The following is a 21,739-nucleotide window of genomic DNA, read 5'->3' on the forward strand; positions in this document are numbered from 1 at the left end:
ATACTGTGAAGTGGCCTGGAAGGCAGGATAAATTAGTCAGGACTGACCCCTACCTCGGCGGATAGTCTTTACCGTTCTGGACAGAGCGCTCTGCTGTGCTTCTAGATTTTTGTCGTCAGCTACTGCGATGGGTCGGGGCGAGGAGATCTCGCGGACCTCGGTAGTGCAATTTAATTCCTGAAGAACCCGATAGCCGACGGGCGTGCAGAACGCCCTGCCGATGTGGATTGATGTCGACCATCGCTTCGCCTAGAGCGTCAAATCCTGTGGACCACAGAGCGATCCTGCCCGGACCAGCGTCTGTTACGCGCAACCACGCACCCGCCTCTGGGATAGTACTGCGCCAAGCAACTTCCTCAACGCTCTCGACATGGAGTGCCCAACTATTCGAGCGCAGGCGGTCGGCGCGGTTCACAAACTGCTTCCACGCGGCGTGCGACTCAACGGTTGGCCAGTCCGGTGATTCGGTGAGGTCTGGGTCTAACTCTCGGATCCAGTCGCGCATCTCGGACGATGAGCTGAAGGTCGCCTCGGAGTCGGTTACCGCAGCGATCGCCGCGGCGCGGTGGTCGAACCCGGACCGGATGAGCACCGATGCCGACCGGTTGAACGTTCCAGTCTCGATGGCCGTCAGAGCGGTACCGGTAAGCGCTGTGGCGACTATATTTTCGTGAGCAGTCTCGTAAACGCGGGCGGCCTCCATACCCCAAACAAGTCGGTACACGACGTCTGCTTCGATGAACTGCGCAACTTCGACAGGATCCTCACCGAGAAGACCCAGAGGCGCTCCGCTCAGCCAGTGAACAAGGACCGGCTGCCATATGAGCGACGTCTCGGGCTTGAACTCGCTCACGGCAAAGAGGATCGTAGCGATCTCGAGAAGGTTGCCTACCGCAGCGTCGGTGTCGTTCTTTTCGATCGCGTTCTCAGCGTGAAAGATCAGTTCAACGACTCGAGCTGCGGCTAGTCCAAGCTCGTACCCAGACGCCGCACCCAGCCCCGCGAGGTACCAGCCGCGGCGCTGAGCCGCCGTTGAGTTGCTCCACACAAATCGGGCGCGGCTGCTCACGAGTTCGCGTAATGCGTTGGCCGCCTGCTGATTCTCGAGTCGATTGAGCTGACGCTCCCACAGGGAATCCCGCAGCGCATCAGCGATGAGTTGCGTCACTTCATCTGGATCAGACTCGTCTTCGCCACCGATGCTAAGCAGCGCGGTGTCAAGCAGGGCCAGGCTTGAGGACCACGTCTGCTCGGCAGTGTCGCGCACCTCGGTGTCCTCACCAAGGATGACAGGGAAGGCCCAGTCGACCCCTCCGGTGAGGTAGTCGATGAAGGTTTGCAGCTGAGGAGAGCCTGCCGCTGCGTGCATCCGCCGGACTAGGTTTTCCGCCACGGTGATCAGCCCTGAACGCAACGACTTGCCGGCGTCTCCGACAGTCAGGTCGAACCATTCGCGTCGATGGCGTGGGGTCGGCTCGTAGCGGGGGTAGAGCACCAAGCCCTCGGTGTCGACGAACGCTCGACCAGCCCGCCCTATGACGTTGGCGAATTCGGACCCCGTGAGCAGAGCTCGCCCTCGGCGGATGCCGTGAAAGAGCACGACCGATGCGGACAGGTTCAGTCCCTGGGCCAGGGTGGGAGAGGCGACGGTCACCTTGATCACTCCGCGGTGCAGAAGTCGTTCGACCTCGCGGCGGAACGGCCCGGGCAGTGCCCCATGGTGGATGGCGACACCGACCCTGAGACATCCCAGGATCGGATGGTCGGCACCGAACCACTCGGCGCCGATTGCGAGCGCCTCGTCAAGATCGACCTCCGACGGAAGGACTGAGTCAATGAACCCCTGGCCACGGAGTTTAAGGATCTCACGTGCGTATGGCTCAACCGAGTTTCTCTGCGGACAGAAAATGAGGACCGTCTGCCCTTCTTCCACCAGCCGCCACGCGGTCGCGATGACGAGTTCACGGTTGTCATGCGGGAACGGATTTCTACGTTTGCCGCCACTCGGTGTCTTCGCTTCGATGTAACGGGGAATGAAGGACTGTTCTTGTTCGAAGGTCATCGCAAGGCGGGCGTGGTCGGTTAGCCATTCGACGAGCCCGAAGCGCTGGCGAGTGGGTCTCCAGTTTTCGCGGTGGAGTCCGTCGGGCTCGTCGTCTGTCACCCATGCGACAAAGTCGTCGAGATCTGGGCCGGAAGGGAAAACCGCGGAAAGGCAGACGATGCGCCGCGTGTCGGCGTCGGCGCGCCTGATCAGGCGCTGGACCTGAGCCTCGTACCGGACTTCGCGGTCTGATGGCCCGATCATATGTCCCTCGTCGAGGACGACCAGTCCGACGTCGTCGAGGACGGTCCGGTCCGAGCGCAACGCGAAATCGAGCTTCTCGGGCGTCGCCACGACGATCTGGCTTGATCGCAGCGCGTCTTCGTCGACGTCGCTGACGCCCATGCTCCCGTACAGAGTCGAGACTTCGGCGCCCAACGGGGTAAACGTCCGCTCTAGAACTCGTTCGGTCTGAGCGGACAGGGCACGCAACGGCGTGACATACACGACTCGACGCCCTTGGGCCAGGCAAGCGAGGATGCACAACTCAGCGATGCGTGTCTTGCCGGCGCTGGTGGGCAGGGCAACGACGAGATCCTTGGTGTCTTCGAAGATGCGTTGCACCACGTGCAATTGCGATGGCCACAAGTCGATTTCGGACTGCCCTCGTGCGAACAACGCTGATACAAATGTTCTGCGGAGATGGTCCCAGTCGATTTCGCCGGTTCCGGGCGTCTCGTCCGATGCGGTCGCCGCTGGTGGGCGCGGGACAGGGATATTGGCCCTGATACTGGTCTGCCCGAGGTCACCGAACAGGCGCCGTGTAAGCCGGTACACCCACCAGGGCCCCGGAACACTAATCTCTTGCGATGCTTGTTCACCGGTCGCGAGATCCGCCAGTGCTGCCTGCAGCATGTTTGTCTGGTTGTACGCGAGGGCGAACAGTGCGCTGGAGACAGCTGAAAGGTAATGCTCGCTGAGCAGCAGTGCGATGGGTCCCACACCACTCGCATCGCTACTCGTCGTTGCCTCGGAAGTAGGTGTCGTTTCCGGCTTCTCGTCGTCGTCAGTGGGATCGTCGAAGCTTTGCGTCTGTAGGGCGTCGAGGAGTGCCCCGTCTGTGAGTTCGGCAGACGACCGTAGGGCAATCGCGCGCGTCTCGATCTGCGTGAGGTTGCGAAGGACGAGATCGGCGAGTGTGTGTTCCATCGGCGTTAGTCGTCCGGAGTCGATGCTTGTTTGCATCAGGGAAAAGGCGCGTGCCGCATAACCGGCCAAATGGCTTGCAGCCCCGGCGATCAGGCGGTGGAAGGCCATTCCTTCGTCGGGTTCGGCGTTGCGGGTTGCAGCCTCCAGTGCATAGGACGCTTCGATGAAACCAGTCTGCGCCTGTTGTTGCCGCTCCTGCGCTGTCGGAACGCCGTCGCTGTTCTCTGGGTCGCCCGCTTCCAGGAGTTGAAGACTCGTCGCGATCAGCGCGTAACCGTAACTGAGCAGGTCGTCATCGAGATTGGCGCCGAACTGGGGCGCGTCTTCGGGCAGTATCCCGTCGCGCCGGATCATGGACTGCGCCTGCCCTCTGGCTAGAAGCCGCCGACGGAATTCAGGGGCGGTCGCCTCTTGCACGCTCGCCGCGAGGGCGCTGGCATCACGTGTCATCGGCCAGCGCCTTCTCGTAGGCGGTGCGGATGAAGTCTTGGTGGGCGTTGACTCTCAGCGTCATCGCTAGCTGCTTGATCATGCCGTTGTAGGCGGTGAGGTCATTCTGGACGAGCTGGCTCGGGTCACTCGCCGTGAACAAGAACATCACGTGAGTCATTGCACCGGGTCGTACTCCCTCGACCAGCTGCAGTCTTAACACCGCCTCACCCAGCGCGTCGTCCGGGGTACCGAGAAGCCGTTCCGCGAAGTGAGTGAGTGAGTGCGGCGAAGGTAGACCGTCGGTTCGCTGTAGCCCTTCGCGAGCATCCTTCACGACCTTCTCGGTGATCGAAACTCCGCTTTTCGCTTCGACTTTCACCAGGTGTACGCGAGACTGAGCGTCGACGAAAGCCCCGAGAACGTCGTCTCCGCGCATTGCCCACTCTTGATGGTCGCGGTGGATGAGTCGGCTCGGGCCGACAACGTAGTCATGGTCTTCATGAACAAACGCCGTTGCGAGGATCTCCCCCATATCGCCCGACCGCGCATTCGCCTTGGTGGGAAACCTATGCCGAAGAAACTTTGCGACCTCCTGCTTGCCCAGCTTCTCGGCGATGAGCGCAAGAGTCTCGGTTTCCGCGTACTTCTCCGCCAAGGTGGCCGCGACAGCATCGACGCCCACTGAGTCGTCGTTTGACAGCAGCATACCCGCGGTGTGCTTCTTGACTTTCACGAATGCCGCTGGCTGACACCAGCTCTCGAAGTCAGTCACATGGTTGCTCCGCGTTGCCGTCGTGCTCGGCGTGGGCGATATGAACAGAGCCCGCCCCGCTTTTCATTGGATTATCTGACATCAACCCGTAGAGGCAGCCCGGATCGTCCAGGGATTGAGTGGCACGAGGGTGTTCCGTCACTGTACGGCCGCAGGATGTCGGCCCGGGGACACGGTTTCGACGAATGCGCGTGCCGCGGCGGCGAGTTTCGTGTCCGCGGCGGCCAGCGCGTCCGCCTGCAGCTGGGTCAGTGCGATGTACTCGGCCCGGTAGGTATCCGGCCAGTTCAGTTGGGCGGCTGTCCGCCATGCGTGGTCCTGCAGTGCTCGGTCGCCGAGGAGCCGGATCCGCAGCCCACGGTCGTCGAGAACGTTCCGACCGCTCGGTTCGTCGATCTCGCCGCGGTGCACCGTTCGTGCACGAGGGCGAGCGTCTGACGACGCAGCAGTGTGGGAGCCGCCAGGCTGTGTTGTGGTGGAATGGTCGCTCCGCCCGGGGCGAGGTCGATGGCCGCCGCTGCATCGATGACGAATGTTGTCATACCAGTACCTTCGCATGGGACCGCAGTGTTCCGACGGGTTTCCCTGTCGTCGTTTCTCCAGGTACGCGACAGCGGTTGCAGGTGTCGGATCGATGGAGGCCCATCCGCCGGCTCGCTTTGACTTGGTTGGTCTTATGGCGAGCGGGCCCTTGAAGGTGCTCGCTGTTGGGATCCGATCCGGCGTTAGGCTGGCGAGTTGATCGCGATCTGCTCGATGCCTCGCCGCAGGTATGGGAGGCGACGTGCACACGGATCGCAACCGGGGCTTCGGCGCACGCCTGCTGGCTTTGCAAGATGCTGATGGCCAGTGAGCTGGCCTTTCCTTCGAGTGATCTAGCTCGAGTTCTTATCCGGCGCGACGGTCGCTCTGAACGCGAATTGCATCAGCCACTGTAGTTAGCGCCCGAAAACTCGACTCGGGGACTCTCTCCTTGATGTCCGACTTGGCTAGGATCTCGTTAGCTGAGCGGGCGACGTCGGCTGCCCGCTCAGCAAGGCGTGCGACGTGATTGAGCCGCCAGCTTGCATCGGGCATGCGATTGAGCTCATCAAGCTCGCGTGCGCGTGATCGGACGGCATGTTGGCGCCAGTCGGTCGTCATGCTGGACGCCCCGTTCGGACAGCAGGTGGGCTCCGTGCATGTGAGAGTTCCCCGGAGATGGCCGTTATCTATCAGGGCTTGGGCAACGCGGCCAGATACGCTGCGACCAAAGCGGCTCAGGTAGATGTGCCGGGGCATCTTCAGTTCTTTCTTCTCCTTGGGTGGCGGCTTCGGTCGCCGCGCACGGGAAAGCTGTGCAAAGTCGCACCGCTCGTCAATACCGGGTCCCGTCTGGTACCCCACTGCACCGGCGGCGACCGCCGCAAGACCATATTGCCCCTGACGCCAAGCGATGACCGGAACTGCGGCGCCTACATGTCGTACGGTGGCCAAATACGCGCCGAGCCTGTCCTCGGTATCACCATTTAGGGCACGGCTAGAAGACAGGGCTACCGGCACATACCGGACGTTGAGATCGGCCAGGCTGCGTAGGAATTCATCGACGCCAGTATCCCAATACCTTTGAGCCCCAAAGCTTTTTAAGCTACCGACGAAGATCGGTGCGACTGGGAGGTTGATTCGTTCACCTGTAAGGTATTCCGCGGCTTTCCTGTTGGCGGCGAGCTGAACCCGAAACCAGGGATCTGTTGGAGATTTCGCGTAGAAGTACGGGGGCACCAGAATCGACGCGCCATGCTCAAGCTGAAAGGCAAGCGATTTCTGCACCAGCGTGCCCAGTGCTGTCTCCTCAAAGAAATGGTCAGCTGAAAATGCCTTAGCGTCGGCGTAATCGAGCGCAGCCCAGCCCTTATTAGGGACCTGCTCGTCCTGAAACAGATGGGTTAGAGGGTCGACGATGATCGGCAAGCCAGCGCCCTCGGCGGCCTGGCGCAGCGCTGGCTGTGCGACGGCGGTCGGTGCGTCGATGACGAGACCGCGCATCGGCACGCTGCGCCCACCAAAAGGCACGCCCGCAGTGGCCGGCGCCAGAAGTTCGTCGACAACGAGGTTGTCGGATCGGCCGGCGCGCACGAAGAGGTTCACCGCTGCCCTCCTATCCAGTGTTTTTTCCTGTTGATCGGGATCTTTATACGTACTATAGTGCGAAGTGCAGAGTGAAATCTAGCATGAATTCTGAGGAGAAGTATGAACATGGCCGCTGGCAAGGCGCAGTCCCTCGTCTACACCAGGGTTGTGGCTGACGCGCGTCGAGGGCTGACAGTTAGTGAGATCGGCGGGGTCACCGGTGTCAGCGAGCGGGCGGTTCAGAATTGGGCGGCCGGCAAGAGTAGGCCGGAGGGCGAATCGAGGGAGCGCCTCCTTGAGCTCAAGTACGTGATCGAAGGACTAGCAGATGTCTATGAAGACGAAGGGATCGAGATCTGGCTACACTCCCGCCAACGAAGCCTCGGCGGCCGATCCCCGCTAGAGCTGTTGAGGGACGGTCGGTTCACTGAGGTACTAGACGCCATCGACCGACTGGCCGGTGGTCCTAAACGATGAACCGGCCCAGAACGCTGACGGAGCGGGTCGCCGGAGTTGGTGGCGTCGACGTTGCCGGCGAATTCCTGCGCCACGCCGCACCTGATCGTGATGCGTTCGCGGGTGGATACGCTGGTCGCTGGGGCGAGTCGTTTCCAGTCATATATTTGGGCAGGCCGCTCGACAGCTGTGTCGAAGAGGCGTATCGGCACCTCGTGGATGACGCCGGTGTGCCGGCACATTTAGTGAAGCCGCGTGTCTTATATCGAGTGCAAGTGGAGGTCGAGAACGTCCTCGACCTGCGCTCGGCTTATGCGCGTGGGGAAACTGGTTTGGACGACGATGACATCGCTTCGCCGGTAGGAGATTACAGAGCCTGTCAGCGCGTCGCCGCGACAGCTCATCAGCTCGAGTACCACGGGATAATAGCGCCAGCGGCGACTGGCCTGGGTGAAACGCTTGCTCTGTTCCGTCAGCGCGTCAGCATTGTCGAACTTCCGGTGGTTGTGGATCGGCAGCAGTGGAGTCAACTCCCACCGCGGCCCGGTACCGAACCTGCGCGCTTGTCCATCGTGAGCGATTGAGTCACCTCGCGCACACCCCGCGCAACATTTGAACGCGTTGTGACACAAAGCTGTTGGCGCGTCTTAAGTCCCATTGACTAAACAAACCCATGTAACGTACTTCACGCTCCGGCGAGGAGACGCGCGTCGGTTCGTCCCGACGCTCAGGGGTTATGCACGCGTCAGTTCCTCGAGGTTCTGGTCAGCCCACGATTCGGCGAGCGCCACCGCCTCTGGGTGCTTCGACGCCCACTGGTCATGAGCAGCGCAGCGCCGGCGCATATCTTCGACGTCGAGTAGTGATTCGATCCACGCGTTCATCGACTGCTGATCCTAGTCGGCGTTCCGTTTGACCCCATCTTATGTGACTCCCCGCGTTGAGCGGCTCGAACGGTGGTGCTCAGAGCGGCGGACGGCTTGTGCATTTGGATGTGCCCGGCTCGCGTGTATGCCCGACAGTCCACTGCCTGATCGCGTACGGCGCAGCTATCTGCTCTGATGCGGTTGGCAAGTCTGCCAGTGGGGCGAACACGTATCGAAACCCTATCGATATAGCGGTTATCCATGGGGCCGCGGTGTTGGGTACCGGGTTCTCAACCGTCGTCAACAGGTTCGATCGCAGTATCGCGCACCACATATCTTTGCAGGTCAGAAGCGGGTTTCTGGGACTCAAAACAGGCGGCGTGAGCTCGCCGTGAACTCCCGTTCGATCGTGGCCAGGTGCGCGCTCGGGGGTCTTTTTGGGGGCTTATCCGGCCGCAAATAGAGTGGTCTGCTCGAGGGTGACCGTGTGTTTCTGCGCGGCGATGTAGGGCAGGAAGGTCGGGGGTACCTGCGGGCGTTTCTTGGCGAGCAGATCGGCCACGGTGATGTGCTGCAGGCGCGGGTACTGCTCGCCGTTGGCGGGGTGGGCGAAAACGCCTCCGTGGTTGATCGCGTCGGTGACGCCTTTGGTCGCTGGTGCCAGGGTGATGAGCAGACCCATCTGTGCTTTGCGGGCTTCTACGGTGCCGGAGAGGTCGCGCACCATCGACGGGTTGATTGTCTTACCGCCTTTCACCGACACCAGTAGTTTGCCGATCTTGCCGGTGCCGAGCGGGAACCTCGCTACGCCGTCAACGCCTTTGTCTCCGACCTGTTTCTCGTTCGGTTCGGCGTTGACCATGGAGACAGCCCAGCGTTCAAATTCCAGCGGTGACCGGTCAAACAGTGCGCGGGCACCACCGAGATCTTTCGGGATGCCGGAAAGCTCGATGGAGCCGAACACTCCGCCGCCGTACGTGTGCAGCAGCCGTTTGGTGATGACGTCGATCGCGAGGTGGGTGATATCGATACCGATCCACTGACGACCCAGCCGTTGTGCGGCGTCGACTGTAGTACCACACCCGCAGAAGGGGTCCAGAACGACATCGCCGGGGTTGCTGCTCGCTTGAATGATTCGCTCAAGCAGTGCTAAAGGCTTCTGCGTCGGGTAGCCGAGGCGTTCCGCGGCACCGGAGTTGATGGAAGGAATATCAGTCCACACGTCGCCGACGATCACCGACCGTTCGCTGGGCACGTACGGATCTTGTGCACGCTCGCGAGGCATGCCATTCTTCTGCCAATAGAGACGGCCCTCCATATCTAGTTGTTCGAGCGTGGTGTGCCCCACACGCCAATGTCGGCCAGCACCAGTCGGGTTGACGCTGCGCCAGGGTTGTCCAGTTTCTCCCTTCCGCGTTCCCGGACCAGTCAAATCCTTCGTGCGGTAACGATTACCATCGGTCCAAGTCACAATGTCGTGGGGCTCAGACATAGCTCCCGATGGCACCCGAGTTTCGAAGAATGTGCCAATACGACTCCTGCCGTAAAAGAGCAGTGTGTCGTGGAGGCGCGGCGAGATTGCCTGCTTCACGCTGCGGGCATTGTGCCGTTGCCAACTGACCTCATCACGGAAGTTCTCGGCACCGAATATCGAGTCTAGGAGGACTTTGAGGTAGTGGCTCATTGTCGGGTCGCAATGCAGGTAGAGGGATCCGGTGGGCTTGAGCACCCGGTGCAGTTGAAGCAGGCGAGGCGTCATATTGACGAGGTAGGCAAGCGCCTCACTTTCTTCTAGGAGCGTATAGAACCCAGAAAGGGTGTCAGCGACCCGCCGCGGTGCCGTTTGCGACAGTTGACCTAAAAGCACTTCGGTGGTGTGCGTCCACCGCCACGTGTCTTCGAACGCTTGGATCTGCGCCGCCGACTCGTCGACGGCTCGATTTCGCCCGAAGATGACGGAGTAGTTACGGTTCGAATTGAACGGCGGATCCAGATAGACTAAGTCGACGGATCCATCGTCGACGTGCTCGTCGAGCACCTCGAGATTGTCGCCGAAATATAGTCGGTTCACTGACCCACCTCAGCAGGCTGGGCGCGCCCCGCACAATGGGAGTTTTCAATTTGCTGTGAAACGGTTACCTAATTCGCGAGTTTATCAATTTGCTCCGAAACGGATACCTATTCGAGAGCACGATGTGTGCCCGCTCGCGGCGGCGGTAATCGGCTAATCGGATTCCTTCACGGGAGGTCAGGCGGGCGTCGCGCACTACTGGACGACGCCCGCCCGCCTCTTTGTTATCCGGCGGTTCGATCCCAACCGCGACCAGACTCTCCTGACCCGTTCGTGGCAGCGGGCGGTGTCCGCGGCGACCCTCCGGGTCGGGTAGGTGCCCGGCGATGCGTGGGTGGTGCCAGTTTCGACGCCCTGCAGCAGCGTCGCCGACCGGTGGCGGCAAGTGACGCCTTAGGTTGTGAACGAATTTGTGAACGAAACAGGGCGCAACTGCCGTGATGATGTGAGACGCACCGTGATGGCTGGGACGGGCGGTTGATCGCGACCTGCACGTTTCAGACCCGGGAGGCCATGCGAGACCGGAACCGGCCGGCTCATAACCCAGAGGTCGCAGGTTCGAATCCTGTCCCCGCTACGAAAGTGGAACGGCCCCCGGAGGACACTCCGGGGGCCGTTTCCGTTGGCTTTTGGAACGCGTCTCGAGTTCTCACCGCTCAGCCGGCCGCTTCGGCCTTCGCCTTGAGACGCTGCAGCGTGAGCTTGATGTGTTCGGCGTTGGCGGTGTCGCGGTCGCGTACGCCGATCGCCATCCCCGCGACCGTCTTGAACCACCCCGGCCGCCTGTCCCATGTGCGTTCGGTGACGGTGCAGCCGCTGTCGGTGGGTGTGATGTCGTAGCGCCAATGCGCAACCGGAATGACGAAGCTCTTGACGTCGAAGGCAAACGTCCGGCCTGGCTCCGCGTCTGTCACGGTGCAGGTGGTGGTCCACTCCTTGCCGCGGTTGCTGTTGTGGCCCCTGAAGACGGCGCCTACAGCGACGCGGTCGCCCTTGCGCCACTCCATCCGGTCGGCTTCCTCGGCCAGCGACCCCAGCGTCGGAAGGTCGGTGATCAGCGCGTAGACCGCGGCTGGGTCGGCAGCGATGGACGTCGACGCTTCGGCAGAGGCAGGCCCGTGTTCACTCATGCCGCGATCGTAATCAGCGGTGCAGCGATCCCGGGCGGTGCTTCAGCGGCCGGGTGCTTGCCGCCGCCTCACCCCGCACCGCAGACTGCTCTGGAGTTCACACGAAGGAGTCCGCGATGGCGTTGGTGGTTGATCCGCTCGACGATATCGGGGTCATCCGCCTCTCCCGGTGGATCTTCAACTGCTACCTGATCCGTGGCGAAGACTCCTACGTCGTAGTCGATGCGGGGATGCCCGGCAGCCCCGACGACGTCGCGGGTGCGCTGCTGGTCCACGAAGGCACCGTCGGAGCGGTCGTGGCCACCCACGGCCACAGCGACCACGTTGCCGGGGCGCCGCGACTGGCCGCCGAGTACGGGGCGGCGCTGCATCTTCCCGAGGTCACTCTCGGCTACCTCGACGGCACGCGGAGGCCTCGGACCCCTGCGCTGAGCAAGGTCGCCCAGATCTGGCCCACCCTGATCAGCCAACCGCTGGATCTGACCGGGTTGCGCGGCTTCGTCGACGGCGCCCGCATCGCCGGTTACGGCGGAGCCAAGGGGATGGTCGGCGACGCCCTGGGCGGAGCACAGCCGCTGGCCGACGGTCAGCCACTACAGGGTGCGACGAGCTGGGAGGTGCTGCACGTGCCCGGCCACACCGACGACTCGACCGCGTTCTGGCATGCCGACAGCCGGACCCTGATCTCCGGTGACGCGGTGCTCAGTGCGGGCGGGCACGCGTGGTTCACCCCGGAGACCGTCGACGACGCCGCAGCAGCACGCAGTGAGCAGCGCATGCGGGCGCTGCCCGTCGAGCACCTGCTACCGGGCCACGGTCTGCCGGTGCACCGCGCCGACGTGTGGGCCGATACACGCTGAAATACCCGGGCTGACATCAACGTCCGTCGAACCAACCCGCGACTCACGCCCTCTCGCAATCCGGTGAGGTCGCAACTGCCGGTGTAGGTTCTGTCGGGGAGAAGCCGACGTCAGCGCCCGACGGACCATCATCGCGGCTTTTCGCCGTCATGGTGCGCTTCGACCAGAGCCGATGGGAGACCTTTGTGAGTGCGCAGTCGGGTGCGTCGCCGTTCGAAGACATCGTGTCGCTGCTGGACTATCCGATGTTCATCGTCACCACCCATGCCGACGACGAGCGGTCCGGCTGCCTCGTGGGCTTCGCGAGCCAGACGAGCATTAGTCCGCCGCGCTTCCTGGTCGGCTTGTCCCGGCGCAACCGGACTTTCCGTATAGCGCAGTCCGCCACGCACCTCGCGGTACACCTGGTGTCGCGCGAACACCTTGAACTGGCGAAGTTGTTCGGCGGGGAAACCGGCGACCGCACCGACAAATTCGGTCAGTGCGCGTGGCACACCGGTCCCGAAGAGATGCCGATTCTCGACGACGCCGCCGCGTGGTTCGTCGGGGAGGTGGTGCGCCGGTTCGACGTCGGAGACCACGTCGGTCATCTGCTCGAACCGGTCGCCGGTGCCCCGCCCCAAGACCTCGACGAATGGGTGACCTTCGCCGACGTGCGCGACATCGAACCGGGACACGAGGCGTGAGCGCAGAGCTTCCCCTGCGCGCGGTCTCCGGCCTCGATGAGCTGATCGACTACTACCGCGCCGCACCCGTCGGCGTGCGCGCCAACATGATCTTCAGCGCCGACGGAGCAGCCGCGTTCGCCGGGCGGGTGGGGCCGCTGTCGGATCCGACCGACCAACAACTGCTGGTCGCCCTGCGCGGGTTCGCCGATGTCGTCCTCGTCGGCGCCGCGACGGCGCGCGCCGAGAGCTATGGCCCCGTGAAACCATCAGCAACGGCCGGGAGCACCGCCCGGATCGCCGTGGTGAGCCGATCCGGCCGACTGCCGGACTCGCTGCTCGCCGATCCTGCGCAACGTCCGATCCTGGTGACCAGTGCACGTGCGGTGTCCGAACATGGATTGGATCGCGACAAGCGTTGGGAACTACTGATCGCCGGTACCGACACCGTGGATGTCAGGGCCATGGTCATCGAGCTTGCTCAGCGCGGACTGGGTCGCGTCCTCTGCGAAGGCGGACCCACTCTGCTCGACGAACTTGTGGGCGCGGACCTGGTCGACGAGATCTGCGTGACGTTGGCGCCCAAGCTCGCCGGCGCCCGCCTCCCGGGTGGGGGAGACGGTCTGCTTTCCACGCCGACCGCGCTACGGCTGGACCACGTTCTGAACCACCAGGACTATCTCTACCTGAAGTACTCCCGACGGTGAGCAAGCCCGTCTGACCCTCTGACCGGGCGGCCGCCGCGCGCAAACTGTCTTCGGTTAGCTTAGACGGAATTGACCTGACCGAAAATCGCTCGTTCGAGCGAGTAAGCAGTGCGAGGGTGTCCATGAAAACGTTGGCAGCGGCATTTGCCGAGCGGCTGACCAGCACCGACAACAGCCTCTACGTCTTCGGCGACGGGACCTGGGCTCGCCACCCCTGGCCAGAGGTGCACGCCCGCTCGGAGAACGTCGCCGACTGGCTGCTCAACGAGGAGGTCGCCGCACTCGGCCTGGCCAACGAGCCCACCGTCGAACTCATCGCGGCCATCCTCGGCGCCTTCCAGGCCGGCGTCCCGGTGACGATCGCCCCCGGCCCCGTCCGGGGCGCCGACGCCGACAAGTGGGCGCATTCGACGGTGGCCCGGTTCGCGGGCATGGGCGTCAGCCACGTGCTCAGCCGGGGGCGGCAACTGGAGCAACTCGGCCTCGTCGACAGCGGCCCGACGGTCAAGGAATTGGATTCGGTTGCGCCACTGACCAAATCGACGAACTTCCGGCGGCCCGACCGGGCGCCCGACGTCGCGATCCTGCAGGGCACGGCCGGTTCGACGGGCGTGCCGCGCGCCGTGCAGCTGTCGCCGGATGCGGTGCTGGCCAACCTCGACGGCCTGAACACGCGAATCGGGGTCGGAGCGGGTGACGTCGGCTGTTCCTGGCTGCCGCTGTATCACGACATGGGCCTGAGCTTCGTGCTCGCCGGAGCGCTGGGCGGCATCGACGTGTGGCAGGCGCCGACCGCGGCGTTTCAGGCGTCGCCGTTTCGGTGGCTGAACTGGCTCACCGAGAGCCGCGCAACGATCACCGCCGCACCGAACATGGCCTACGGCCTGATCGGGAAGTACTCGCGACGCGTCACCGACGTCGACCTTTCTGACCTGCGGTTCGCGCTCAACGGTGGCGAACCCGTCGACTGTGCGCTCACCGCGCGGTTCGCCGAGGAGATGGCCCGTTTCGGATTCTCCGCCGGTGCCCTCGCGCCCTCTTACGGCTTGGCCGAATCCACTTGTGCGGTAACGGTTCCCGAGCCAGGACGAGGCCTGATCGTCGACGACGACGGCCAAGCACTGCTCGGCGAACCCATACCCGGAATGTCGGTGCGCATAGAACCGCGCGACGACGACGAGGTCGGCGAGATACACATCCGCGGGACCTCGATGATGTCGGGATACCGCGGCGACGCACCGTTGAATCCCGACGATTGGTTCGCCACAGGCGATCTCGGCTACTTCGTCGACGGCAGCCTCGTGGTGTGCGGTCGCGCCAAGGAACTGATCACCGTCGCCGGCCGCAACATTTTTCCCGCGGAGGTCGAGCGGGTGGCCGCGGGCGCAGCCGGTGTGCGCGAAGGCGCCGTGGTGGCCGTCGGCGTGGGGGAGCGGTCGATCCGTCCGGGTGTCGCGATCGTCGCCGAGTTCCGCGGCCCCGACGAGGCGCGGTCCCGCGCCGACCTCATCGAGCGCGTCGCATCCGAATGCGGTGTGGTACCCAGCGAGGTGGTCTTCGTCCGGCCGGGCGCGTTGCCGCGTACCTCGTCGGGCAAGCTGCGCAGGCTCGAGGTGAAACGCGACCTGCTGCAACAGCAGTGAGCCCGTCGGCCGCGTGACAGGATGACGCGCGTGGGTGAACGCGTCAGATTCCCGAGCACCAGTGGACCCGCGCTCGCGGGCGTGATCGACCTTCCCGACGGCGACGTGCGCGGTTGGGGTGTGTTCGCACACGGGTTCACGCTCGGCAAGGACTCGCCGGCGGCCAGCCGGATCTGCAAGCAACTCGCCGCCGAGGGCATCGGCATGCTGCGGTTCGACAACCTCGGGCTTGGCGACTCGGAGGGCGACTGGAGTGACGGGTCGTTCTCGCACAAGGTCGCCGATACCGTGCGCGCCGTGGAGTTCATGAACTCCGAAGGCCGCGAGGTGTGCCTGCTGGTCGGGCATTCCTTCGGCGGCTCGGCCGTCATCGCCGCCGCCCACGACTGCCCGACCGTGAAGGCGGTCGCGACCGTCGCGGCCCCCTACGAGCCCGCGCACGTGGAGCGGATCTACGACGCGGTCGTCGAGCGCATCGAGGAAGAGGGGGAGGCGCAGTTTCGCATCGGCGGCAAGGCGCTGACGCTCAAGCGACACTTCCTCGAAGACGTCCGCGACGCGGACCTGCGCGAGCGCATCCACACCCTGCGCCGCGCGCTGCTGGTGATGCATTCGCCGACCGACAACACCGTCGGCATCGCCAACGCCAGCGAGATCTTCCAGGCCGCGCGTCACCCGCGCAGCTTCGTCTCACTCGAAGGCGCCGATCACCTGCTGACCGAAAAAGACCAGGCGGCGCGGGCGGCGCGCATCGTCAGCGCCTGGGCCGACCCGTACCTCTAGTCGGCGAGGGCCTACCGTACAGCGACGACGACCTTGCCCTTCGCCGAGCGATCCTCCAGCGCGGCAATCGCGTCCGCGGCCCGCTCGAACGCAAACACCTGCGGTTGCGGCGCGGACACCTTGCCCGAGGCCAGCAGCGGCTCGAGTTCGGCCCACTGCTCGGCGAGGTAATTGGGATGAACGAAAGTCCAAGCGCCCCAACCCACTCCGACCGCGTCGACATTGTTGAGCAGCAGCCGGTTCACCTTCACAGTGGGAATCTCGCCGCCGGTGAACCCGACCACGAGCAGCCGTCCCCCCGGCGCCAGCGAACGCAGCGAGTCGGTGAACCGATCCCCGCCGACCGGGTCGACGACGATGTCCACACCGCGTCCCTCGGTCAACTCCTTCACCTTGTCCTTGAACCCGTCGACCGGTACGACGTCCGTCGCGCCCGCTGCCCTGGCCACCGCGGCCTTCTCCTCGGTGCTCACCACCGCGATCACCCGGGAGGCGCCCCATGCCGGGGCCAACCGCAGCGTCGACGTTCCGATGCCGCCCGCCGCCCCGTGCACCAGCACCGTCTCACCCTCGGCCAGCCGCCCCCGGGTGCGCAGCGCGTGGTGCATCGTGAGGTCGTTGAAGAGCAGCCCGGCACCGGCCTCGAAGGAGACGTTGTCGGGCAGCTTGAAGACGCGTTCGGCTGGCAGGGCGACGACCTCGGCCATCGCGCCGCACAACATCGTCAGCGCCGCGACGCGATCGCCCGCCTGCACATGTGCGCCGTCGGGCGCACTGCGCACCACACCGGCGACCTCACCGCCGGGCGTATAGGGCATCTCGGGCTTGTACTGATAGAGCCCGCGCGACTGCAACACATCGGGAAACGCGACCCCGGCCGCGTGCACATCGATGACGACGGCGCCGTCGCCGTCGGGCTCGTCGACCTCGACGATCTTGGCGGCTTGCGGTCCGTCGAGGCTGGCAATCTGAATCGCGCGCATTCCGCCATTTAACTCGACTCGAACGCCGGAGCCTCCGCCGCTGCACCGATACTCACCAAAACCCGGCGGGGGTGCCGCCAAAAGCGCACCCTGTTAGATAAGCTCACTTATCCGGCAACGCCGCCGAGTCCGAACGGAGCGCACTCATGGCCAGTGGTCCCCGGAGCCGATCGAGGGTTTCGGCCTTCGCTCCGGCTCAGTCCCTCCCGTCGGGACGCGCCGTCGAGGTGCGCTCGAGGGACGGCATTCGCCTGCACGCCGAGGTCTTCGGCCGCGAGGACGGTTATCCGATCGTGCTGGCACACGGCATCACGTGCGCGCTGCGGGTGTGGGCGCATCAGATCGCCGACCTGTCGCGGGACTACCGCGTGATCGCATTCGACCACCGCGGCCACGGCCGCAGCGCGGTCCCGGCCCGCCGCGGCGCCTACAGCCTCGATCATCTGGCCGCCGACCTCGACTCCGTGCTGGAAACGACGTTGGCACCCGGTGAACGGGCGGTCATCGCCGGCCATTCGATGGGTGGCATCGCGATCACCTCCTGGGCCGAGCGCTACTCCGAGCGGGTGACCGAACGCGCCGACGGCGTCGCGCTCATCAACACCACCACCGGCGACCTGTTGCGCAACGTCAAGTTGCTACCCGTGCCCGCGCCGTTGGCCAATGTCCGCGTCCGCACCGCGGGGACCTTTCTGAAGACGTTCGGCGCGGCGCCCCTGCCGCGCGCCATCCACGGCCCGAATCAGCGCTTCGTGTCGATGCTGGCGGTGGGCCGCGACGCCGATCCGGCGATCGCCTCGTTCGTGCACGAACTGTTCGCCGCGACCTCGCCGGTTGGTCGCGGCGGCTGGGCCCGTACGCTCGTCGACCATCTCGGTCCCCGGCACATCGAGCTGCACAACCTGGTCGTGCCGACGCTGGTGATCGGCAGCCAGAAGGACCGGCTGCTGCCGTTGACGTCGTCTCGCCGGATCGCCGAGGCGGCGCCCAACCTGCGCGATTTCGTGGAATTGGCCGGCGGTCACTGCGCCATCCTGGAACGCCCCGACGAGGTGAACAGGCACCTGCGTGGGCTGATCGAGTCGGTGACCGCCGAGCGCCGCATCAGCTCCTAGTCACCCGCGAGCGCGCGGTGCACCTCGTCGGCCGCGCGCCGACCGGACCGGACCGCGCCGTCGAGGAAACCCGTCCACGCGTCAGCGGTTTCGGTTCCCGCCCAATAGATGCCGTCGATCGGCTTGCGCAGCCACGGACCATACGTCGTCCACGAGCCGGGTGGCACGGCCGCCGTCGGCCCTCCCGGCGCGAAATCCTCTGCGCCCCAGCAATGGTCGAGATAGTCGATCGGGCTGAGTGCGGCGTCGCCGAACAGCCCCGCGAACCCCGAAAGCGCCCGCTCCCGGCGCTGCGCTGCCGGTAGCGCGTCGAACGAGCGGGCGTCGACAAAGCCGAGCAGGATGCCGGGGCCGGCCGAGTCCGACGGGCTGACGTCGAACGTGATGAACACCGGGCCCTCGTCGGAAAGCGCCTCTCCGGAAAGCCCTTTGGCGCGCCAGAACGGCTTGTCGTAGGCGGCGTAAGCCTTGCTCAGGTTGCCTTGGGGCCAGTGCTGCGCGAGCTTGCCGTACTCGGCGGGCAGCTCGGGTGAGAAATCGATCGCCTGGCGGTGTTCGGGAGGGATGGCGACGACGACGGCCTTGGCGCGCACCGCACCTCGATCGGATGTCACGGTGAGCGTGCCGTCGCTGTGGCGTTCGATGCTGCGCACCGCGGCGTCGAGCACGACGCGCGAACCCAGCGCCTCGGCCATCCGGATCGCGATCTGCTGGGTGCCGCCCGGGAATCGGCTCTGCTGTGCACCGCCTTCGACGTCGAGCATGCGGTCCAGCCCGCCTGCGGCCCGCACATAGCGCACGGCGTGCAGCATCGACACCGCGTCGGGCTCACAACCCCAGGTCACCCGCGACATGATCGCCATCAGGTCCCGTGTGCCGGCGCTGGCGTGCACCGACTTCAACCAGCCGTCGAGCGACAGGGAGTCCAGGGCGTGGGCGTGCGGGGCGGTCCAGGGCGCTTCGACGGCGACCCGCCGACACGCCCGCTCGAAGCGCCACTGGATGCGCGACACGTCGAGCAGTTCGATGATCGACAACCGGGGAATCGTGCTGCGGTACGAGCGGACCCGGCCCCGCCACCGGATCAGGTTCTTACCGCCGCTGAACGTGGGCACTGTCGCACAGTCCAATTCGGCTGCCAGTTCCTCGACGGCGTCCTGCGTCGGTCCGATGAAGGTGCCGCCGAGGTCGACGGGGACACCGGCGATCGTCGCCGTCGACGACCGTCCGCCGACCCGGTGGCGACCTTCGAGGACGACGACGTCATAACCGAGCCGATCCAACTCGCGCGCCGCCGCCAACCCGGCGAACCCGGCGCCCACCACCACCGCGTCGGCACTGCCTTGCAACCCCACGCGATTAGGCTCTCACGCCGTGAAGGTCATGACAGCGTTGTTCGGCCCAACCGATGCGATCGAGCGGGCGCGACTGCTGCGCGACGCGGGCGCCAGCGGGGTGTTCACCTTCGAAGGACCGCACGATGTGTTCGCGCCGCTGACGCTGGCGTCGACGGTGGGCGGTCTGGACCTGATGACCAACGTCGCCATTGCGTTTCCGCGCAACCCTGTTCAGCTTGCCCACCAGGCCTATGACCATCAGGTGCTCGCCGAGGGCCGCTTCACCCTCGGACTGGGAACGCAGGTGCGCGCGCAGGTCGAGAAGCGATACGGCGCGGCGTTCGACCGTCCCGTCGCCCGCATGACGGAGATGGTCGCGGCGTTGCGGGCGGTGTTCACCGCGTGGGAGACCGGCGAACGTCTCGACTTCCGCGGCGAGTACTTCCGCCACACGCTGATGACCCCGACGTTCAACCCCGGCCCCAACCCGTTCGGCCCACCGCCGATCTATCTCGGCGCGCTCGGCCCGAGGCTGACGCGTGCGACCGCAGCCGTCGCCGACGGCCTGCTGGTCATGCCGTTCGGCTCGAAGCGATTTCTGCACGAGGCGACGATGCCGCAGGTGCGCGCCGGCCTGTCGGAGTCGGGGCGGTCCCTCGACGACTTCGCCCTGGTGCCCGAGATCATCGTGTCGGTCGGTACGCGCGACGCGGCCCACGACGCCACCCGCCGGCTGCTGGCGTTCTACGGCTCCACCCCGGCCTACCGCCCGGTGCTCGACGTGCACGGCTGGGGCGAGCTGCAGCCAGAACTCAACGCACTGTCCAAACAGGGCCGCTGGCAGGAGATGGGCACCCTGATCGACGACGAGGTTCTGCACACCATCGCCGCGTGCGGCACTCCGGCCGAGATCGCCGCCCACATCCGCGACCGCGTGGCCGGGGTGTCCGACCGCGTCTGCCTTTACCAGCCCGGACCCATCGCCATCGACGCGTTGGCCGAGATCGTCGACGCACTGGCAGCTTGACTCCTATGGTGGTACTCAGCGGGACCAAGGGAGGTTGCGGATGAGTGGCAATGAGCAGTACGGCGACTACACCGATGTGCTGATCATCGGGGCGGGGATCTCGGGGATCGGCGCGGCATACCGACTGCAGGAGAAGAATCCGCACACGTCCTACACGCTGCTCGAGCGGCGGGCCCGCATCGGCGGCACCTGGGATCTGCACCGCTATCCGGGCATCCGCTCCGACAGCGACATCTTCACGCTGAGCTACCCGTTCGAGCCCTGGACGCGGCCGGAGAACGTGGCCGACGGCCCCGACATCCGCGACTACCTGGTTCAGACCGCCCGCAAGCACGACATCGACGAACACATCCGGTTCAACACCCGCGTGCTCTCGGCCGACTGGGACTCGTCCACCGACACGTGGACGGTGCACACCGAACAGGACGGGGCACCCAAGACGTACCGCAGTCGCTTCCTGTTCTTCGGGACCGGCTATTACAACTACGACGAGCCCTACCGTCCGGAATTCCCCGGCCTCGACGAGTTCAGCGGCGAGGTCGTACACCCGCAGCATTGGCCGGAGTCCCTGGACTACACCGGCAAACGCATGGTGGTCATCGGCAGCGGCGCGACGGCGGTGAGCATGATCCCGTCGCTGACCGAGAAGGCCGGCCACGTGACGATGCTGCAGCGCTCGCCCACGTACATGCTGTCGGGGCCGCGGATCAATCCCATCGTGCAGGCGCTGCGCAAGGTGCTGCCCGGCCGGGCCGGTTACTGGGGTGCACGCATCTACAACACCATCTTCACGGTGTTCATCTACGCGTTCGCCAAGGCGGCGCCCAAACTCAGCAGGCGCTACATCCGCAATTACGCCAAACGCAATCTGCCCAAGGGCTATCCGGTCGACGTGCACTTCAAGCCGCGTTACGACCCGTGGGACCAACGGTTGTGCGCGATGCTCGACAACGACTTCTACGACGCGATCAACACGGGCCGCCTCGACGTGGTGACCGACCGGATCGACCACATCGATGCGTCCGGTGTGGTGCTGCAGTCCGGTCAGCGCATCGACGCCGACGTGATCATCACCGCGACGGGCATCCAATTGCAGGCACTGGGCGGGGTTTTGATCAGCATCGACGGCGAGGAGGTCAAACCGCAGGACCGGTTCGTCTACAAGGAGCACATGCTCGAGGACGTGCCCAACCTCGCCTGGTGCGTCGGCTACATCAACGCGTCGTGGACGTTGCGCGCCGATCTGACCGCTCGGGCGTTCGCAAAGCTGATCTCCTACATGGACTCTCACGGCTATACGCACGCATATCCGCACCTCGGGGACAAGCCGATGGCGGAGAAGCCGGCGTGGAACATCAACGCCGGCTACGTACAACGCGCGGGGCATGTGCTGCCGAAGTCGGGCACGCACCGGCCGTGGAACGTCCGGCACAACTATGTGCTCGACGCGATCGACCACCGCCTCGACCGGATCGAGGAGTCGATGGTGTTCGGGCGGGCACCGGTGCGGGTGACCGCCTGACGGCGCGT

Annotated in this window: 19 protein-coding genes; 10 read left to right on the plus strand and 9 right to left on the minus strand. The window is 64.9% G+C overall.

From position 1 onward, the window contains the following. Positions 1-115 precede the first annotated feature (115 nt). The 4 genes from AU072_RS03855 to AU072_RS03870 form a co-directional block, all read right to left on the minus strand. Positions 116-3,703, minus strand: coding sequence for a DEAD/DEAH box helicase (locus AU072_RS03855; RefSeq protein ID WP_064416755.1), 3,588 nt, complete (start codon positions 3,701-3,703; stop codon positions 116-118). Continuing rightward, positions 3,693-4,457 (minus strand): Hachiman antiphage defense system protein HamA, encoded by a 765-nt coding sequence (locus tag AU072_RS03860; protein WP_064412554.1) that lies wholly within the window; start codon positions 4,455-4,457, stop codon positions 3,693-3,695. The genes AU072_RS03855 and AU072_RS03860 overlap by 11 nt, the downstream gene beginning before the upstream one ends. Positions 4,458-4,595: 138 nt before the next feature. After that, positions 4,596-4,868, minus strand: coding sequence for a hypothetical protein (locus tag AU072_RS03865; protein WP_231987876.1), 273 nt, complete (start codon positions 4,866-4,868; stop codon positions 4,596-4,598). Positions 4,869-5,345: 477 nt separating this feature from the next. Beyond that, positions 5,346-6,584 (minus strand): hypothetical protein, encoded by a 1,239-nt coding sequence (locus AU072_RS03870; RefSeq protein WP_064412555.1) that lies wholly within the window; start codon positions 6,582-6,584, stop codon positions 5,346-5,348. Positions 6,585-6,692: 108 nt separating this feature from the next. Here AU072_RS03870 and AU072_RS03875 point away from each other — a divergent pair, with 108 nt between their 5' ends. Together AU072_RS03875 and AU072_RS27465 are read left to right on the plus strand one after the other, a co-directional pair. Continuing rightward, on the plus strand, positions 6,693-7,043 hold the full coding sequence (locus AU072_RS03875; RefSeq protein ID WP_066850065.1) for an MbcA/ParS/Xre antitoxin family protein: 351 nt from the start codon (positions 6,693-6,695) through the stop codon (positions 7,041-7,043). Next, the gene (locus tag AU072_RS27465; protein WP_082681036.1) at positions 7,040-7,606 is read left to right on the plus strand and encodes an RES family NAD+ phosphorylase; all 567 of its coding nucleotides are present in this window, start codon (positions 7,040-7,042) and stop codon (positions 7,604-7,606) included. The genes AU072_RS03875 and AU072_RS27465 overlap by 4 nt, the downstream gene beginning before the upstream one ends. A gap of 150 nt (positions 7,607-7,756) precedes the next feature. Here the strand turns inward: AU072_RS27465 and AU072_RS03885 are convergent, their stop codons facing one another. From AU072_RS03885 to AU072_RS03895, 3 genes are all read right to left on the minus strand, one after another. Beyond that, a complete protein-coding gene (locus tag AU072_RS03885) occupies positions 7,757-7,906 on the minus strand; it encodes a hypothetical protein (protein WP_197696874.1) in 150 nt (49 codons plus the stop codon). A gap of 427 nt (positions 7,907-8,333) precedes the next feature. Continuing rightward, the gene (locus tag AU072_RS28850; protein WP_064412558.1) at positions 8,334-9,959 is read right to left on the minus strand and encodes a DNA methyltransferase; all 1,626 of its coding nucleotides are present in this window, start codon (positions 9,957-9,959) and stop codon (positions 8,334-8,336) included. Between the two features lie 656 nt (positions 9,960-10,615). Further along, positions 10,616-11,089: an SRPBCC family protein gene (locus AU072_RS03895; RefSeq protein WP_064412559.1), complete on the minus strand. Its 474-nt coding sequence runs from the start codon at positions 11,087-11,089 to the stop codon at positions 10,616-10,618. A 116-nt stretch (positions 11,090-11,205) separates the two neighbouring features. On the opposite strand from AU072_RS03895, the gene AU072_RS03900 reads away from it, so the two are divergent. From AU072_RS03900 to AU072_RS03920, 5 genes are all read left to right on the plus strand, one after another. Next, positions 11,206-11,949 carry an MBL fold metallo-hydrolase gene (locus AU072_RS03900; RefSeq protein ID WP_064412560.1) on the plus strand — a complete coding sequence of 248 codons (744 nt, stop codon included), beginning with the start codon at positions 11,206-11,208 and terminating at the stop codon, positions 11,947-11,949. Between the two features lie 149 nt (positions 11,950-12,098). Continuing rightward, the gene (locus AU072_RS03905) at positions 12,099-12,635 is read left to right on the plus strand and encodes a flavin reductase family protein (RefSeq protein ID WP_082681035.1); all 537 of its coding nucleotides are present in this window, start codon (positions 12,099-12,101) and stop codon (positions 12,633-12,635) included. Continuing rightward, the gene (locus tag AU072_RS03910; RefSeq protein WP_064412561.1) at positions 12,632-13,321 is read left to right on the plus strand and encodes a pyrimidine reductase family protein; all 690 of its coding nucleotides are present in this window, start codon (positions 12,632-12,634) and stop codon (positions 13,319-13,321) included. Before AU072_RS03905 ends, AU072_RS03910 begins: the two co-directional genes overlap by 4 nt. A gap of 122 nt (positions 13,322-13,443) precedes the next feature. Next, positions 13,444-14,964, plus strand: a complete 1,521-nt coding sequence (gene mbtM, locus AU072_RS03915; RefSeq protein WP_064412562.1) for a long-chain-fatty acid--ACP ligase MbtM — start codon at positions 13,444-13,446, stop codon at positions 14,962-14,964. Between the two features lie 30 nt (positions 14,965-14,994). Continuing rightward, positions 14,995-15,747, plus strand: a complete 753-nt coding sequence (locus AU072_RS03920; RefSeq protein ID WP_064412668.1) for an alpha/beta hydrolase family protein — start codon at positions 14,995-14,997, stop codon at positions 15,745-15,747. Between the two features lie 11 nt (positions 15,748-15,758). On the opposite strand, the gene AU072_RS03925 is transcribed toward AU072_RS03920, so the two are convergent. After that, positions 15,759-16,730, minus strand: coding sequence for an NADPH:quinone oxidoreductase family protein (locus tag AU072_RS03925; protein ID WP_064412563.1), 972 nt, complete (start codon positions 16,728-16,730; stop codon positions 15,759-15,761). 146 nt (positions 16,731-16,876) lie between these two features. Here AU072_RS03925 and AU072_RS03930 point away from each other — a divergent pair, with 146 nt between their 5' ends. After that, positions 16,877-17,845 carry an alpha/beta fold hydrolase gene (locus AU072_RS03930; protein WP_064412564.1) on the plus strand — a complete coding sequence of 323 codons (969 nt, stop codon included), beginning with the start codon at positions 16,877-16,879 and terminating at the stop codon, positions 17,843-17,845. Here AU072_RS03930 and AU072_RS03935 read toward each other — a convergent pair. Further along, positions 17,842-19,200, minus strand: coding sequence for a flavin monoamine oxidase family protein (locus tag AU072_RS03935; RefSeq protein ID WP_064412565.1), 1,359 nt, complete (start codon positions 19,198-19,200; stop codon positions 17,842-17,844). The two genes, AU072_RS03930 and AU072_RS03935, sit on opposite strands and share 4 nt — an antisense overlap. 19 nt (positions 19,201-19,219) lie before the next feature. Between AU072_RS03935 and AU072_RS03940 the strand changes: the two genes are divergently transcribed. Both AU072_RS03940 and AU072_RS03945 read left to right on the plus strand, forming a co-directional pair. Continuing rightward, positions 19,220-20,209: a TIGR03617 family F420-dependent LLM class oxidoreductase gene (locus AU072_RS03940; RefSeq protein ID WP_064412566.1), complete on the plus strand. Its 990-nt coding sequence runs from the start codon at positions 19,220-19,222 to the stop codon at positions 20,207-20,209. Positions 20,210-20,249: 40 nt separating this feature from the next. After that, a complete protein-coding gene (locus AU072_RS03945; RefSeq protein WP_064412567.1) occupies positions 20,250-21,731 on the plus strand; it encodes a flavin-containing monooxygenase in 1,482 nt (493 codons plus the stop codon). The last annotated feature ends 8 nt before the right edge of the window (positions 21,732-21,739 follow it).

This window comes from Mycolicibacterium novocastrense, assembly GCF_001499835.1.
Lineage (GTDB): Bacteria > Actinomycetota > Actinomycetes > Mycobacteriales > Mycobacteriaceae > Mycobacterium > Mycobacterium novocastrense.